Annotated in this window: 19 protein-coding genes; 7 read left to right on the plus strand and 12 right to left on the minus strand. The window is 66.9% G+C overall.

The window, feature by feature from the left end:
• Positions 1–8: 8 nt before the first annotated feature.
• From MWU52_RS08520 to sseA, 4 genes are all read right to left on the minus strand, one after another.
• Complete coding sequence (locus MWU52_RS08520; protein ID WP_246951097.1) at positions 9–743, minus strand: TSUP family transporter; 735 nt, start codon at positions 741–743, stop codon at positions 9–11.
• Positions 736–1128: a VOC family protein gene (locus MWU52_RS08525; protein WP_246951098.1), complete on the minus strand. Its 393-nt coding sequence runs from the start codon at positions 1126–1128 to the stop codon at positions 736–738. Before MWU52_RS08525 ends, MWU52_RS08520 begins: the two co-directional genes overlap by 8 nt.
• Positions 1129–1197: 69 nt before the next feature.
• The gene (locus MWU52_RS08530; RefSeq protein WP_246951099.1) at positions 1198–2382 is read right to left on the minus strand and encodes an amino acid aminotransferase; all 1185 of its coding nucleotides are present in this window, start codon (positions 2380–2382) and stop codon (positions 1198–1200) included.
• A 4-nt stretch (positions 2383–2386) separates the two neighbouring features.
• Positions 2387–3232 carry a 3-mercaptopyruvate sulfurtransferase gene (sseA, locus tag MWU52_RS08535; RefSeq protein ID WP_246951101.1) on the minus strand — a complete coding sequence of 282 codons (846 nt, stop codon included), beginning with the start codon at positions 3230–3232 and terminating at the stop codon, positions 2387–2389.
• 157 nt (positions 3233–3389) lie between these two features.
• Between sseA and MWU52_RS08540 the strand changes: the two genes are divergently transcribed.
• Positions 3390–4055, plus strand: a complete 666-nt coding sequence (locus tag MWU52_RS08540) for a 50S ribosomal protein L25/general stress protein Ctc (protein ID WP_246951103.1) — start codon at positions 3390–3392, stop codon at positions 4053–4055.
• 102 nt (positions 4056–4157) lie between these two features.
• Here MWU52_RS08540 and MWU52_RS08545 read toward each other — a convergent pair whose 3' ends face one another.
• Positions 4158–4352 carry a hypothetical protein gene (locus MWU52_RS08545; protein WP_246951106.1) on the minus strand — a complete coding sequence of 65 codons (195 nt, stop codon included), beginning with the start codon at positions 4350–4352 and terminating at the stop codon, positions 4158–4160.
• A gap of 181 nt (positions 4353–4533) precedes the next feature.
• Here MWU52_RS08545 and MWU52_RS08550 point away from each other — a divergent pair, with 181 nt between their 5' ends.
• Positions 4534–5451 carry a LysR family transcriptional regulator gene (locus MWU52_RS08550; protein WP_348645503.1) on the plus strand — a complete coding sequence of 306 codons (918 nt, stop codon included), beginning with the start codon at positions 4534–4536 and terminating at the stop codon, positions 5449–5451.
• On the opposite strand, the gene MWU52_RS08555 is transcribed toward MWU52_RS08550, so the two are convergent.
• The 5 genes from MWU52_RS08555 to MWU52_RS08575 all read right to left on the minus strand — a co-directional run bounded on the left by MWU52_RS08555 (position 5448) and on the right by MWU52_RS08575 (position 9377).
• Positions 5448–6431 (minus strand): Gfo/Idh/MocA family oxidoreductase, encoded by a 984-nt coding sequence (locus MWU52_RS08555; protein ID WP_246951110.1) that lies wholly within the window; start codon positions 6429–6431, stop codon positions 5448–5450. The two genes, MWU52_RS08550 and MWU52_RS08555, sit on opposite strands and share 4 nt — an antisense overlap.
• 49 nt (positions 6432–6480) lie before the next feature.
• Positions 6481–6750 (minus strand): DksA/TraR family C4-type zinc finger protein, encoded by a 270-nt coding sequence (locus MWU52_RS08560; protein ID WP_246951111.1) that lies wholly within the window; start codon positions 6748–6750, stop codon positions 6481–6483.
• Positions 6751–6803: 53 nt separating this feature from the next.
• Positions 6804–7163 carry a DUF1428 domain-containing protein gene (locus MWU52_RS08565; protein ID WP_246951112.1) on the minus strand — a complete coding sequence of 120 codons (360 nt, stop codon included), beginning with the start codon at positions 7161–7163 and terminating at the stop codon, positions 6804–6806.
• A 91-nt stretch (positions 7164–7254) separates the two neighbouring features.
• Positions 7255–8151: an RNA polymerase sigma factor RpoH gene (rpoH, locus tag MWU52_RS08570; protein ID WP_246951113.1), complete on the minus strand. Its 897-nt coding sequence runs from the start codon at positions 8149–8151 to the stop codon at positions 7255–7257.
• A 221-nt stretch (positions 8152–8372) separates the two neighbouring features.
• Positions 8373–9377: an RluA family pseudouridine synthase gene (locus MWU52_RS08575; RefSeq protein ID WP_246951114.1), complete on the minus strand. Its 1005-nt coding sequence runs from the start codon at positions 9375–9377 to the stop codon at positions 8373–8375.
• On the opposite strand from MWU52_RS08575, the gene MWU52_RS08580 reads away from it, so the two are divergent.
• Positions 9376–9654, plus strand: a complete 279-nt coding sequence (locus MWU52_RS08580) for a DUF6476 family protein (RefSeq protein ID WP_246951115.1) — start codon at positions 9376–9378, stop codon at positions 9652–9654. The two genes, MWU52_RS08575 and MWU52_RS08580, sit on opposite strands and share 2 nt — an antisense overlap.
• 4 nt (positions 9655–9658) lie before the next feature.
• Here the strand turns inward: MWU52_RS08580 and MWU52_RS08585 are convergent, their stop codons facing one another.
• Positions 9659–10255, minus strand: coding sequence for a LysE family translocator (locus MWU52_RS08585; RefSeq protein ID WP_246951117.1), 597 nt, complete (start codon positions 10253–10255; stop codon positions 9659–9661).
• Between the two features lie 73 nt (positions 10256–10328).
• Between MWU52_RS08585 and MWU52_RS08590 the strand changes: the two genes are divergently transcribed.
• Positions 10329–10781 (plus strand): Lrp/AsnC family transcriptional regulator, encoded by a 453-nt coding sequence (locus tag MWU52_RS08590; protein WP_246951119.1) that lies wholly within the window; start codon positions 10329–10331, stop codon positions 10779–10781.
• A 229-nt stretch (positions 10782–11010) separates the two neighbouring features.
• The gene (locus tag MWU52_RS08595) at positions 11011–12900 is read left to right on the plus strand and encodes a PhoX family phosphatase (RefSeq protein WP_246951121.1); all 1890 of its coding nucleotides are present in this window, start codon (positions 11011–11013) and stop codon (positions 12898–12900) included.
• Between the two features lie 69 nt (positions 12901–12969).
• Here MWU52_RS08595 and MWU52_RS08600 read toward each other — a convergent pair whose 3' ends face one another.
• Entirely contained in the window at positions 12970–13560 is a 591-nt protein-coding gene (locus tag MWU52_RS08600) for a DNA-3-methyladenine glycosylase I (RefSeq protein ID WP_246951123.1), read from the minus strand.
• A gap of 51 nt (positions 13561–13611) precedes the next feature.
• On the opposite strand from MWU52_RS08600, the gene MWU52_RS08605 reads away from it, so the two are divergent.
• Positions 13612–14172, plus strand: coding sequence for a type 1 glutamine amidotransferase domain-containing protein (locus tag MWU52_RS08605; protein ID WP_246951125.1), 561 nt, complete (start codon positions 13612–13614; stop codon positions 14170–14172).
• A gap of 53 nt (positions 14173–14225) precedes the next feature.
• Positions 14226–15050: an EAL domain-containing protein gene (locus MWU52_RS08610; RefSeq protein ID WP_246951127.1), complete on the plus strand. Its 825-nt coding sequence runs from the start codon at positions 14226–14228 to the stop codon at positions 15048–15050.
• Positions 15051–15062: the final 12 nt, after the last annotated feature.

Consider the following 15062-nt stretch of genomic DNA (forward strand, 5'->3'; position numbering starts at 1 on the left):
CCACCGTGTCACCCCAGACCGCGCAGGATCAGGACCGTTGCCGCGACGGCCGCGAGGCCCAGCGCGACGGGGCGAATGCTGCGACGTGCGACCCGCACCGCCAGAGGACGCACGGCCCAGATGGTCAGCGGGACGGATGGGGCAAGGGCCGCCGCGAAGATGACATGCCGCGCCCCGATCAGACCGACGAATGCCAGCGCACCGATCGAGACGGTCATGCCGAAGGCAAAGAAGACGTTCTGCGTCGCGGCCGAACGGCGGGCCTCGACCGAGGCATAGAGGAGCGCCATGGGCGGCGCGCCGATGCCCGTCAGCGTGCCCATGATGCCGGCGGTGGTGCCCGCCGCGAACAGCGTGCGCCCGCGTATCGGCAGGGCGGGTCCCGCGACCGACAGCAGTACTGCAATCCACACGACGATGCCGATCACCAGAGGCAGGGCGGGCGTTCCGACGACGCGCGCGGCGATCCAGGCCGCGATGGCGGCACCGAACGCCCGACCCGCGAAGCCCCATGGCAGGTCCTGGACCACAACCGCCGACCGGTTGGCCCAGAAAGCGCCAGCCCCTACGCATAGCCCGACGAGCAGGACGGATCCGGGCAGGTATTTGGGTGCGGCCAACGCCACGACGGGGGCGGCGACCATGCCGTATCCCTGCCCCGTCAGGCGTTGGATCGCCGTGCCCAGAATTACCGCCGCCAGGCAGACAAGCCAGGGCCCCAATCCGGGCAGGAAATCAGTCAAGCGTCGCGATCTCGATCAAGTTGCCGTCCGGGTCGCGAACATAGAGCGAGGTGATCGGTCCCTGCGCGCCGGTCCGCGCGACGGGTCCGTCCTCGATCGCGACGGCCTGCCTGCGCAGGTGATCCTGCCATTCACCCAGCGGCATGTCCGTCAGAAAACAGAGATCGGCGCTGCCCGGGCCGGGCCGCGCGGCCTTCGGCTCGAACTCGGCCCCGGCGCGGTGAAGGTTGATCTTCTGGCGCCCGAAGGCCAAAGCAGTTCGCCGCGTTCCATCAGCTGCGTCGAACCGGTCGATCCGCATGCCCAGCACGGTGCGATACCATTCCGCCGTCGCCTCTGGATCAGCAACTGTCAGGACGAGATGATCCAACGCCTCTACCCGCATCCTCGCCCTTCCTCCTGCGCTACGTCACGCCACCCGGACCCCTGGCGTCGCGGCAGGGGTCCACGGCCGTCAGACGCCAGCCGCAACGATCGCGTCGGCCAGCAGGGGTACGGTCGTGGCGTTCAGGCCGGCAATGTTCATCCGCGAGTCGCCGACCATGTAGACGCCGTGGTCGCGGCGCATGACCTCGACCTGGTCGGGGGTCGCGCCCAACAGCGAGAACATGCCCCGATGCGCCGCCAGGAAGCCGAACCTGTCGGAGCCGACGCGGTCGCGCAGGGCGGCGGCCAACTGCTCGCGCAGGCCCAACATCGAATTGCGGACCTCCTCCAGTTCTGCCGCCCAATCTTCGCGCAACCCGTCGTCGGTCAGGATCATGCTGACGACACGCGCGCCGTGATCGGGCGGGAAGCTGAAGTTCAGCCGGTTCAGCGACGCCATCGCCCCCTGCGTGACCTTCAGATCGGCCGCCGACGGCGCGATGGCCATCAGAAGACCGGTGCGTTCGCGGTAGATGCCGAAATTCTTGGAACAGGACGCCGCGATCAACGCCTCGGGCACCTTGGCTACAAGATGGCGAAGGCCCGCGGCATCCTTGTCGAGACCGTCGCCGAACCCCTGATAGGCGATGTCGACGAAGGGCACGGAACCCTTGGCCACCAACAGGTCCGCCACCCCGTCCCATTGATTCACCGTCAGGTTCGCGCCCGTCGGATTGTGGCAGCAGCCATGCAGGATCACCACGTCGCCCGCAGCCACTGCGTCCAGATCCTCGCGCATGCCGTCGAAATCGACGCCCCCGGTCTCGGCATCGAAATAGCGGTAGGTCCGCACCTTCATACCCAGGTATTTCGCGATCGCCGGATGGTTCGGCCATGTCGGGTCCGACAGCCATACCGTGGCGCCAGGCGCGGCCATGCGCACCAGCTCCAGCCCCTGACGGATGGCGCCGGTGCCGCCGGGCGTCGCGACGCAGGCCAGACGGTCGGCTGGCCGGGCTTCGCCCAGGACGAGCTTCGACAGTGCCTCGGCGAAGGCCGGATCGCCGGCGAGGCCGGTATAGACCTTCGTCGTCTGCTCCTCGACCAGCCGGCGCTCGGCAGCCTTGACGGCGCGCATCACGGGCGTGTTGCCGGATGCGTCCTTGTAGACGCCGACGCCCAGGTCGATCTTGTCGTCGCGCGGGTCCTCACGATAGGCGGCCATCAGCGCCAGGATCTTGTCGGGGGCCTGCGGGGTCAGGGCGGTCAGCATCGGGTCAGCCTCTCTCGATCACCAGGTCGGGATACATGCCCCACTCGGCCCAGGAACCGTCGTAGAGCGAATGGTCCTTATGCCCCAGCCGCGCCAGGGCCAGGTTCAGGATCGCCGCCGTCACGCCCGAACCGCAGGACGTGATCACCGGACGGTCAAGGTCGACCCCCGCGGCGATGAACGCGCGCGCCAGGTCGGCCCCCTCCTTCATGGTGCCGTCCGCGTCGAACAGCGTCTTGTAGGGAACGTTGTGCGCACCGGGGATGTGGCCTGCGCGAAGACCGGGCCGCGGTTCGGGCGCGTCACCCCGAAAGCGCGGCGCGCCACGGGCATCCACGATCTGCGCCGTGCCCAGCTTGGCCGCCTGCGCCACCTCGGTCACGTCGCGCATCAGGTCGGGGCGCGGGGCCACCGTCATGTGACGGTCGCGGATCGTGGGCTTGTCCGACGTGAGCGGCCGCCCCTCCTCGCGCCATTTGGGCAGCCCCCCGTCGAGGACGGCGGCCCGCTGGCCGAACAGACGGAACAGCCACCAGACGCGCGCCGCCGAAAAGATGCCCGCGCCGTCGTAGATGACGACGGTATGCCCGTCGCCCACGCCCAGCTTGCGCATCCGCGACATGAACTTGGCCGCCGGCGGCGCCATATGCGGCAGGGCAGACCGCGCGTCGCTGACGTCTTCCAGATCGAGGAAGCGCGCTCCCGGGATGTGTCCCTCGGCGTATTCGGCATGCGGATCGCGGTCCATGTCGGGCAGATACCAGGAGGCGTCGATCACGCGCAGATCGGGCGAGCTCAGGCGCTGGGCGAGCCATCTCGTGGAGACGAGCGTTGCGGGATCGTCGGACATGCACGGGGCCTCCCTGGTCTTGCGCGGCTTAGCCCCCGGCGCGCGCGCGCGCAAGGAAACAGGTCTTGCATAGGCCCCGGCCGGGCATTAGAGGGCGGGCCTTCACGACCGGGCGGACACCCTTGGAGGCCGCCCACAGACATATTGGAGATATCACATGGCTAAAGAGATTCCGGATCTCGTGGCTCATGCCCGGACGGGGACAGGCAAGGGGGCCGCTCGTCAATCCCGGCGCAATGGCATGGTGCCGGGCGTCGTCTATGGCGGCGGTGCCGATCCGCTTCCGATCGAAATCCCGTTCAACGACCTCCTGGCCAAGCTGAAGGCGGGCCGCTTCCGCGCGACGCTGTGGAACCTGAAGGTCGAGGGGCAGGAGGACGTGCGCGTCATCGCCCGCGACGTTCAGCGCGACGTCGTCAAGGACCTGCCGACCCACCTGGACCTGATGCGCCTGCGCCGGACCTCGAAGGTCAACCTCTACATCCCGGTGGAGTTCGAGAACGTCGACGGCTGCCCCGGCGACAAGCAGGGCGGCGTCCTGACAGTCGTGCGCCCCGAGGTGGAGCTGCGCGTGACCGCCGGCGACATCCCGGAATCGATTACGGTCGATTGCTCGGGGATGGAGATCGGCGACACGCTGCACATCTCCGACGTGACGCTGCCCGAAGGTGCCAAGCCGACCATCGACCGCGACTTCGTGCTGGCCAACATGCAGGCGCCTTCGGGTCTGGCCTCGCAGAAGGACGAGGACGAAGAGGAGGTGACCGAGACCGAGGTCATCAACCAGACCGCCGAAACCGTGGAGGGCGAGGACAAGGAGTGATCCTGTCCGTCTGAGACGTCTTAGAATGCCGAAAGGGCGCGGGGATCGACCCCCGCGCCCTTTTTCATTTCGCATACGGTGCCGGCCGGTTGGTGGCCGCAATCACTCCTCCGACGTCACAAGCGCATGACCGCCGCGCACGACCATCTTTCCCGCACCCACGGTGCCCTTCACGGCCGTCTTGCCGACCCAGAGGGTGCTGTCGACCGTCCGGTCCACGGCCCGCTCGGCCGAGCAGGCCGAAAGCGCGAATGCCAGCAAAAGCACTGCGGGCGCGGTGATACGATTGAGGTTCATGGCAGCTTCCCTTTGGCGTCGTCGGGTGTCGGTTCGCGGTCGGCGACGCGCCGACGGGACCGGATCGGGCGGGTGGGCACGATCATCGATCGGATACATACAGCCCGGCATGCCCCCTGAAAAACGAATACGATTAGGGCTTCAGGCGATTATCGGATATGGATGCCGTATGGACCTGACCTTGATACGCACATTCCTGGCCGTCGCCGATACCGGAAGCTTCGTCGCCGCCTCCTCTCGCCTGTTCGTCACGCAATCGGCCGTCAGCCTGCGGATCCAACGGCTGGAGGACGGGTTGGGCAAGACGCTGTTCACCCGATCCAAGGCCGGCGTCGCGCTGACCCCTCCCGGTCGGGCGTTCGAACGCTATGCCACGAGCCTGATCAAACTCTGGGAGGAGGCCCGGCAGCAGGTGGCGGTGCCCGAAGGGTATGAACGTGCGCTGACCATCGGCGCGCAATACTCGCTCTGGCCCCGGCTGGGATTTCGTTGGATCGACGCAATGCGGGCGGCGGCGCCGGACCTGGCGCTCCGAGCCGAGTTGGGCATGCCGGACCGCCTGACCCGCTTCCTGATCGAGGGCGTCGTACAGGTCGCGCTGACATACATGCCGCAGCACCGGCCCGGATTGACCGTAACCCCGGTCATGGCGGACGAACTGATCCTGGTCTCGTCCTTCCCGACCGGGGCCATGGACGAACTCGTCGGCGACTACGTGTTCATGGACTGGGGCCCGGAATTCACGCAGGCCCACGCGGTGGGGCTGCCAACCCTGACGCAATCGGGCATCGTGCTCAGCCTCGGGGCACTGGGGGCGGAATTCATCGCCAGGCGCCGGGCAGCCGCCTATCTCCCCGCCCGCGCGGTCATGGGCCACCTGGATGCCGGCCGCCTGCACCTGGTGCCCGACGCGCCTCGGTTTCCCTATCCGATCTGGGCGGTTTTCCGCGACGATCTGGACGAGGATCTGTCGCGGATCGCGCGCGAGACCTTGGACACGGTCGCCGCGCAGGCCGAATCCGTACAGGAAACGGTGCTGGACGAGTTGGCCGATATCAGCGACGCGGACGACGTGCCGCTTCTGGGCGAAGAAGGCTAGACGGGCCGTCCGCCCGCGGCGGCGTAGGCCATGTCGATCACCTGCTGCGTCCCGCGCGCATCCTCCAGCGTCCAAAGATATGGCGTGCCGTTCCGCGCGGCATCCACGAACGCCTCGACCTGCAGGACATATTGGTCCACCCCCGGCCAGGATCGCGAATGCCGGACCCCGTCCCGACCGCGCCAATCCACCTGTGCCTCGCCGAAGCGGGCGGCGTTGAACGGCGCGTTCAGGCGGATCAGCCCGGCCTCGCCGTGAAACAGCATGAACTGCTCGGGCAATAGGCGCATCGAATTGACCCAATGGGCAGTGAAATCCGGAAACCGCGCCGAGACACGGGCGAGCGTGTCGCACCCATTCTCCCAGTCGATATCGGCATGGGTGATCCGCTCGGGTTCCGCCCCGGTGGCCCAACGTGTGGCGCCATAGGTATAGACACCGATGTCCGGCAAAGCCCCGCCGCCGGTCGCAGCCGCGTTGCGGATGTTCCCCGGATCGGCCGAATTGTCGTAGGTGAACACCCCTTCCACATGGCGCAGACGCCCGATCGCACCGTCGCGTAGCAGGTCGCGGACGAAATGCCATTGGGGGTGATGCACGATCATGTACGCTTCGGCACATAGACGGCCGCTGGCGTCGCGCGCCGCGATTAGGGGTGCGATCTCGTCGGCATGCATGGCGACCGGCTTCTCGACCAGAACGTGCTTGCCGGCCTCCAGCGCGCGGATGGCCCATTCGACATGCATCGTGTGCGGCAGAGGGATGTAGACGGCGTCGATCTCCGGCGCATCCAGCAGGGCCGCGTAATCGCGATGCACGGCGAGGTCGGGAACCCGGTCGCGAAAGGCTGCCGCCTTGTCGGGTGCGCGCGTGGCCAAGGCCGACAGGCGGCTGCCACGCGCAAGGTGCAGCGCCGGCGCCATTTCACGGCGTGCGAAAGACGATGCCCCCAGGATGCCCCATCGGATCGCATCGGTCATGCCGCCCCCCTTCCCGTCGCGAACCATCGTGGCAAGACGCCGCAGGCCGTCATTTCAACTGACTGTCCTTGCTGCCCCGCCGGTTGATGCCGGCGCGGGGCGTGTTGCGGTCGTCGCGACCCGTCTGGCAGTCGACGCACAGCTTGACGCCCGGAACGGCAGCGCGGCGTGCCTCGGGGATCGGCTCCTCGCATTCGGCGCAATGGGTGAAGCTCTCGCCGGACGGACCCGACCGGGCCCGCATCCGCGCCAGTTCGTCGGCGATCGATGCTTCGATCTGCTCGCTGACCGCGCCGTCCTTCGCCCAACCGCCTGCCATCTCCGAGCCCTCCTGCATATCAATCTGCGCCGACACCCGGCGGTGGGCAAGCCTCAGCGGCGGAGTTCCACCACCGGGGCGAAACCGCCATAGATCATACGCTTTCCGTCGAACGGCATCTCGGCCATGTCCGGCGCGAAATCGGGCGCCATCATCTTCGCGTTCGCGGCGTCGTGCGTCGCCTTGTCGGGCCATTCGATCCACGAAAACACGACCGTCTCGCCCGGTTTGGCCTTCACGGCCATCGGGAAGGACGTGACCTCGCCATCGGGTACCTCGTCGCCCCAGGTCTCGATCTGCGCCAGCGCGCCCATCGGCTTGAAGATGACCTCCCAAGCCTCGCGCGCATGGGCGATGAACTCATCCTTTCGATCATTCGAAACGGCGGCGACGAAACCGGCATAGTAACTCATGGCATCCTCCGTGATTGCGAGGGCGAGCCTAGCACGGAAACGGGCCGCCCCCTTGCAGAAACGGCCCGAAGCGATGCAACGGCGCCAGGCGTCAGGCCGACGCCATCCCTTTTTCGCGCGCCAGTTCACGGACGCGCTTCGACAGTTTCTCGAAGGCGCGGACCTCGATCTGCCGGATACGCTCCCGGCTGACGCCGTACTTGCTGGACAGGTCTTCCAACGTCACCGTTTCGTCGCTGAGACGCCGCTGGGTCAGGATGTCCTTCTCGCGGTCGTTGAGGACATCCATCGCCTCGGTCATCAGGCCGATCCGGCTTTCATACTCGTCGCGCTCGGCGTAGTCCTCGGCCTGATCGGCGTCCTCATCCGCCAGCCAGTCCTGCCATTGCGTCGTCGAATCCCCGTCCGAGCCGACCATCACGTTGAGCGAGGCGTCGCCCCCCGACATGCGCCGGTTCATCGAGGTCACCTCGTCCTCGGTCACGCCTAGGTCATTGGCGATGCGCTGCACGTTCTCGGGGCGCAGGTCGCCCTCCTCCAAGGCACCAATGCGGTTCTTGGCTTTGCGAAGGTTGAAGAAGAGCTTCTTCTGCGCGCTGGTCGTGCCCAGCTTCACCATCGACCAGGACCGCAGAACGTATTCCTGGATCGCGGCACGGATCCACCACATCGCATAGGTCGCGAGGCGGAAGCCCCTTTCGGGATCGAACTTCTTGACCGCCTGCATCAGACCCACATTCGCCTCGGAGATGACCTCCGCCTGCGGCAGCCCGTAACCGCGATAGCCCATGGCGATCTTTGCGGCGAGACGCAGATGCGACGTCACCATCTTGTGGGCGGCCTCGGTGTCGCCCTCCTCGGCCCACCGCTTGGCGAGCATATATTCCTCTTCCGGCTCTAACATCGGAAACTTTCGGATTTCCTGCAGATACCGGTTCAGCCCGGCCTCCGGGTTCGGCGCCGGCAGGTTCGCATAGGTCGCTGCCATGTCTATCTCCCTCATGTTAAGGGTCTTAACACCCGTTGGTTTCTGACTTGGGATCAGCCATGCCGGGAATCAAGATGTTGCGGGTCACGTCGCGGTGACCCCAATGGTCGAATGGTGGTCTATACCTTCCGGCACGCGACTGTAAGGGCCGGATCGGCGCCTTGCCTGTGCCTGCTCGCACAGAAAACGACGGGGTCTCGACTTGGTTCCGCCGCGCGATCCTAACGCGCGAGACAGCCCAGCAGGCCTTCCATGTCCGGCGGAAGCGGGGCGGCGAAGCGCATCGGCGAACCGCTGACCGGATGCCGGAAGCCCAGTGTCTCGGCATGCAGCGCCTGACGGCCGAATGCCGCGACCGCGCCGGCGGCAGGATGGGATCGCGGCAACCGGCGATGCCCCCCATAGACGGGATCGCCCACCAACGCGTGGCCGGCATGGGCCAGATGCACCCGGATCTGATGCGTCCGCCCGGTCTCCAGCCAACATTCCAGCAGCGCCGCGTGATCGAAACGCGTCAGGACCCGGGCCCGCGTCACGGCGTGCCGCCCCCCCTCCCAGGTGACGGCCTGGCGCTGGCGGTCGGTGCGGTGGCGGGCCAGACGGGTCATGATCCTGACGATGTCGCCCCCCTCCCACGCGACGCCGCGGATCCCGCGCAGACGCGGATCGCCCGCGTCCGGCACGCCGTGGCAGATTGCCAGGTATCGCCGCTCGACGCTGTGCGCCTCGAACTGGGCGGCCAGGCCATGATGCGCGGCATCCGACTTGGCCACGACCAACAGGCCCGAGGTATCCTTGTCGATGCGGTGCACGATCCCGGGCCGGCGCGTGCCGCCGACGCCGGACAGGGCACCCCCGAAATGATGCAGCAACGCGTTGACCAGCGTGCCGCCCGGGCTGCCGGGTGCTGGATGGACGACCATGCCCGCGGGCTTGTCGATCACGATCAGGTCCGCGTCCTCGTGCACGATGGTCAGCGGAATGTCCTCGGCCGTCGTCTCGGGGTCGGCGGCCACGGGCACGCGCAGGTCGATCCGGTCACCCTCGGCCACGCGGTCGCGCGCGCCGGCGGGCGCGCCGTTCACGCGGACGGCGCCGTCGGCGATCAGTCGCGCCAGGCGCGAGCGGCTCAGATGCGCGTCGACTGGCACGTCGCGGGCGATTGCCTTATCCAGACGCGACGGCGGATCGGCCGCGATCTCGAAGGTGATGCACGTGTCGGACATGGAACCTCGGCTGCCCCCCGACCTGCGCCTGTTGAAAACGCTCGTGACCATTCTGACCGGGGTGATGATCGCCGGGCTGATAGCGGTCGTGGCCTTGCTTGTCACGCGCCTGCCCGGTGCGCGGGTAACGGCGCCCGACGCCCTGGTCCTGCCTCCCGATACTGCCGTCGTCGCCGTGACGCAGACGCCGGCCTACTGGCTAGTCACGACGCGCGACAACCGGGCCCTAATCTTCGCGCCGGACGGCACCTTCCGACGCGAGATCGCATTGGACTGAGGGGTTACAACAGCGGCGCGACCGACGGCCAGAGCGATGCGACCAGCAGCGCCGCCATCGTCCAGTTGAATGCGCGGAGACGACCCGGCGATGTCAGGAAGCGCCGCATCTCGCGGCCCAGCGCCGACCAGCTGAAGATGCAGGGCAGGTTGATCACGCTGAAGACGAGCGCCACCAGGGCCACCGACCAGACCCCGCCTGAGGCGTAGAGCGTGATCGCAGTCAGCGCCATCGTCCAGGCCTTCGGGTTCACCCATTGAAACGCCGCCGCCTGGAGGAAGGTCATTGGCCGACCCGTGGCCGCCGTCCGCTCGGGCGGGGCGGCATTGGCGATCTTCCATGCCAGGAACAGCAGGTAGCCGACCGACAGCACCGCCAGTACCGGCTTGGACCAGGGGACCGATGCGAAGACCTGCGCCAGCCCCATCCCGACCAGCAGGATCATCACGCCGAACCCGATCGACACACCGAGGCCATGGGGCACGGTCCGCCAGAGGCCGTAATTCGCCCCCGACGCCATCAGCATCAGGTTGTTCGGCCCGGGCGTGATCGACGAGACGAACGCGAAGCCGGCGAGGGCAAAGAAGAGTTCGGGGGTCATGTGCGGCAGGATTGCCGAAACGCCACCGCATATCCTTGCGAACCTGCATCGTTGGACGCAATATGCGCACGATATGACGACGATCGACGCATTGGACGAGAATATCTTGCGCGAGCTGTCCGGTGACGGGCGGATCACGAACCAGGCACTTGCGGCGCGCGTCGGGTTGTCGCCATCGGCCACGCTGCGCCGGGTGCAGGCGATGGAGGCATCGGGCCTGATCCGGGGCTATCGCGCCGTGATCGACCCCGAGCGGGCGGGAATCGGTTTCACCGCCTACATCACAGTCGGACTGAACGATCACACCAAGCGCGGTCAGGAATCGTTCGAGCAGGCGATCGCGGCCGCACCCGAGGTCCGCGAGTGCCATAACATCACCGGCAACGTCGAATACCTCCTGCGGATCGAGGCGCGCGATCTGGCGGCCTACAAGCACTTCCATACGGATGTCCTGGGCGTGCTGCCGCAGGTCGCCCGGCTGACGACCTATGTCGTCATGGGCAGCCCCAAGGATGAGCGCGCCTGAACGCCTGACGCGGGCCATCGGATATGGTATCCACGGGTCGGGCTTGCAGGTTTTGGAAGGGAGCGGGAATCGGAGGATGGGGCACGTGGTCGCACCGGCGGCCCGGCTACAGAACCGTCACCCACCCGTTACGTAACCGTCACGTACCTTGCCTAGCCAGCGCGCGACTGGAAGGGCGGTGCATCCGTCGCCCTTCCCCGTCAGGGATATCCAACCAGGAGAGAGCGACATGAAAGACCTCAGCCATCTCAGCGCCGACGAATGGGACGAGGTGAAGAACCCGCGTCCGGACACCAGCGAATTCGACCAGGTGGTCGAACGGGCCCTGTCGCGCCGCGGCTTCCTGTCCGGCGTCATCGCCTTCGGATCGGGGGCGGCCGTGATGGGAACCGGCCTGCTGACGTCGACATCCGCGCGGGCGCAGGATGCGGCCTCGGGCCAGTTCGCCTTCGAGGCGATCCCGATCCACACCGACCATACGGTCCACGTCCCCGACGGGTACGAATGGGATATCCTGGCACGCTGGGGCGACCCGCTGTTTTCGGACGCGGAGCCGTTCGACCCGAGTTCCGGCGTTACCGTGGCCTCGTCCGACAAGGTGTTTGGCGAGAACACCGACGGGATGGAGCGGTTCACCGTCGATGGCAGGCAGCTGATCGCGGTGAACCATGAATACGCCAATGTCGACACCAACCTGCCCCACAAGGGCGAGAACGCCTTCACCGCCGACGACGTGCGCATCCTGCAGAACATCCAGGGCGTCACCGTCATGGAAATCGAGGAAGGCGAAGATGGCTGGCAGATCGTTGTCGACAGCCCCTACAACCGTCGGATCCATCATCGGACGCCGATGACCATCGCCGGACCGGCCGCGGGTCATGACCTGATGAAGACGAACGACGACCCGACGGGCACGACGGCGTTGGGAACGCTCAACAATTGCGGGGCCGGCAAGACGCCGTGGGGCACGTATCTGACCTGCGAGGAGAATTTCAACGGCTATTTCGGCGTGGCCGACCCGGAGGTCGAGTTCTCGCTCAGCGAAGGGTTCGCCCGCTACGGCATCGGCCGCGAGGGGCGCTATGGCTACGAATTGCACGACGCGCGCTTCGACGTCTCGAAGGAACCCAACGAGCCCAATCGCCACGGCTGGATCGTCGAGATCGACCCGGCCGACCCCGATAGCACGCCCGTCAAGCGCACGGCACTTGGTCGCTTCAAGCACGAGAACGCCGCGGCCGTCGTCGCCCCTTCGGGCCAAGTCGTGGTCTATCTGGGCGATGACGAGCGGGGCGAGTACCTCTATCGCTACGTCTCCAACGGCACCTATACCGAAGGCGGACCGACCGACGGCCTGCTGGACGACGGCAAGCTCTATGTCGCGCGGTTCGACGACGATTTGACGGGCGAATGGGTCGAACTGACCCCCGAAGCAACGGGCATGGATCCGGCCGAAATTCTGATCCACACCCGCATGGCCGCATCGGCGGCCGGCGGCACCACGATGGACCGGCCCGAATGGGTCGCCGTCAATCCGGTCGCGGCCCAGGGCTACGTCGCGCTGACCAACAACAAGAACCGCGGCATCGGCAAGGCCAATGCCGGCGGCGACGAGATGGTCATCAACGGCCCCAACCCGCGGGAGGCCAACAATTACGGCCAGATCGCCCGCTGGGTGCCCGAGGGCGACGACCACACCGCGAACCGGTTCGCCTGGGACCTGTACGTCATGGCCGGCAACCCGATCGTGGGTCAGGGCGACTATGCCGGGTCGGAAAACGTGACCGAGGGCAATCTCTTCAACAGCCCCGACGGGATGCAGTTCGACACGACCGGCACGCTCTGGATCCAGACAGACGGCGACGACAGCAACGAGGGGCCGTTCACCGGCATGGGCAACAACCAGATGCTGGCGGGCGACCCCGCGTCGGGCGAGATCCGGCGCTTCCTGACGGGGCCGAACGGGTCGGAGGTCACGGGCCTGACCTGGTCGGACGACCTGCGCACGATGTTCGTCGGCATCCAGCACCCGGACGCGCCCTTCCCCGACGGCGAAGGGTCCCTGCCCCGCTCGGCCATCGTGACGGTCCGCCGGACCGACGGCGAGGTCGTTGGCTGAAGCCGCATCGCGACCAGGCCATGCAAGGGCGCGCCACAAGCGGCGCGCCCTTCTCCGCGTCTCCCGCCGTCACGCCATCGCGGCGACCCGGTCATGACAGGCGCAGCGCAGTTCGTGATCGTTGACCAGACCGGCGGCCTGCATGAACGCATAGCATGTCGTGGGCCCACAGAACCGGAACCCCGCCCGCTTCAGCCCCTTCGACATCGCCAGTGACACGGGCGTCTGCGCCGGCACCTCGGCCAAGGAGGCACGCGCGCCCTGTTGCGGCACGCCGTCAACGTGATCCCAGACGAAGCGGGAAAAGCCGCCCTCCGCCTCCATCGCCAGGAATGCCCGGGCGTTGCCGATCGTCGCCTCGATCTTGCCCCTGTGGCGCACGATCTCTGGGTCCGACAGCAGGCGCTGCACCTCGCGCTCGTCCCAACCGGCGACGACCTCGGGATCGAAGCCCGCGAAACCCGCGCGAAAGGCGTCGCGCTTCCGCAGGATCGTGATCCAGCTCAGACCGGCCTGGAACCCCTCCAGCATCAACTGCTCCCACAAGGCACGTGGATCGCGCTCGGGCACGCCCCATTCGGTGTCATGGTAGTCCCGGTAGAGCGGATCGTCGCCGACCCAGCCGCAACGCTCCATTCCGTCATCTCCCCCGGGGAACATCGGACGGCGCGATCCGTTGTGGCCGCACATCCATGCGAGAGGAGCATATTCATGCCTGCCATCCAAGACGCCAAGATCCTGATCCTTGCCACGAACGGGTTCGAGCAGTCGGAACTGGAAGTCCCGCGCGACAAGCTGCGCGAGAAGGGGGCGACCGTCCATGTCGCAACGCCCGACGGCGAGGCCATCAAGGGGTGGGACGGCGATGACTGGGGCGACCAGGCCCGGGCCGATCTGAAACTGGCCGACGCGCGTGTCGGCGACTATGACGCGCTTGTCCTGCCCGGCGGCCAGATCAACCCCGACCTGCTGCGGGTCGAGGAGGGCGCGATCACCCTGATCCGGGATTTCGTCCAGGCGGGCAAGATCGTCGCCGCCATCTGCCACGCCCCCTGGCTGCTGATCGAGGCCAGCGTCGTCGAAGGTCGCGAGATGACGTCCTACGGCTCGATCCGCACCGACCTGCGCAACGCCGGGGCGAACGTGGTCGACAAGGCGGTCGCCGTGTCGAACGGGATCATCACCAGCCGAAAGCCGGACGATTTGAATGATTTCGTCTCCAAGATCGTCGAGGAAATCGAGGAAGGACGCCACGAGCGCCCGGCCGCTTAAGGGACAGGAAAGGAATGGCGTGGCACAGATCGGACGACCTGAAAGGGGGTCCGATGGCACGCCGTTCCTTCGCCGAACCCGGCACCGAAGATCCGCTCAGCTTCGCGGTCTCCGAACGCGACAAGTCTACGTTGCAGATGGTGCGCGAAGCCTTGAGTCGGGACCGCGTGATGCTGGCCTATCAACCCGTCATCGCCGCCGCGACCGGGCGCCCCGCCTTTCAGGAAGGGTTGATCCGGTTGCTGGACCATACCGGCCGGGTCATCCCGGCGGGGCAGTTCATGTCGGTGGTCGAAACGCAGGAACTGGGGCGGGAGATCGACTGCGCGGCACTGCGCTGCGGTCTGGCCACGCTGGCGCGCGTGCCGGACCTGCGCCTTTCGATCAACATGTCCGCCCGCTCCATCGGCTATCCGAAATGGACGCAAACCCTGAAGCGCTGGCTGAAGCGGGACGAAACCGTCTGCGAACGCCTCATCCTGGAGATCACGGAAAGTTCCGCCATGCAGGTGCCCGAACTGGTCGGAACTTTCATGACCGATCTGCAGGACAAGGGTATTGCCTTCGCACTGGATGATTTCGGATCGGGCCAGACCTCCTTCCCTCACCTGAAGGAGCTGTATTTCGATGTCGTAAAGATCGACGGGGCCTTCGTGCGCGACTGCGACAGCGATCCCAACAACCAGTGCATCATGAATGCCCTGATCGCCGTCGGGCGGGAGTTCGACATGTACACCGTCGCCGAAGCGGTCGAGACGCCGGCCGAAGCGCGGTTCCTGACGCGCGCGGGGGTCGACTGCCTTCAGGGCTACTATTACGGCGCGCCCGAAATCGCACCGCCCTGGCTGCCCGGTGGGCGAAACGCCCGGACCGGCTGACGCGGCGTGGCA

Origin of the sequence: Jannaschia sp. S6380, from assembly GCF_023015695.1 — a bacterium.
GTDB lineage: Bacteria > Pseudomonadota > Alphaproteobacteria > Rhodobacterales > Rhodobacteraceae > Jannaschia.